1 protein-coding gene is annotated in these 755 nt (G+C 44.4%); it reads left to right on the top strand.

What is annotated here, in order from left to right; all coding sequences use genetic code 11:
• On the top strand, positions 1–755 hold a 755-nt coding region (locus MTN97_RS17790; RefSeq protein WP_248475030.1), incomplete at both ends, for an elongation factor Tu.

Here is a 755-nt window from a genome sequence, read left to right on the forward strand (position 1 = left end):
GGTCCTATGCCACAAACTCGTGAGCACATCCTACTTTCTCGCCAAGTTGGCGTTCCTTACATCGTTGTGTTCATGAACAAATGTGACATGGTTGATGATGAAGAGCTACTTGAGCTAGTAGAAATGGAAGTTCGTGAACTTCTTTCTGAATACGACTTCCCAGGTGATGACTTACCACTAATTCAAGGTTCTGCACTTAAAGCACTTGAAGGCGAAGAGCAATGGGAAGCTAAAATCGTAGAGCTTGCAGAAGCACTAGATTCTTACATTCCAGAGCCAGAGCGTGACATCGATAAGCCATTCATCATGCCTATCGAAGACGTTTTCTCAATCCAAGGTCGTGGTACTGTTGTAACTGGCCGTGTTGAAGCTGGTATCATCAACGTGAACGACGAAGTTGAAATCGTTGGTATCAAAGAGACGACTAAGTCTACTTGTACTGGTGTTGAGATGTTCCGTAAGCTTCTTGACGAAGGTCGTGCTGGTGAGAACATTGGTGCACTTTTACGTGGTACTAAGCGTGAAGACGTTGAACGTGGTCAAGTACTAGCTAAGCCTGGTTCAATCAAGCCACACACTACATTCACTTCAGAAGTATACGTACTTTCGAAAGATGAAGGTGGTCGTCATACTCCATTCTTCAAAGGTTACCGTCCACAGTTCTACTTCCGTACAACTGACGTAACAGGTGACGTACAGTTACCAGAAGGCGTAGAAATGGTAATGCCTGGTGATAACGTTAAGATGACAGTAAC

Origin of the sequence: Pseudoalteromonas sp. 2CM36K, assembly GCF_023161865.1 — a bacterium.
In the GTDB taxonomy this organism is placed as follows: domain Bacteria; phylum Pseudomonadota; class Gammaproteobacteria; order Enterobacterales; family Alteromonadaceae; genus Pseudoalteromonas; species Pseudoalteromonas tetraodonis.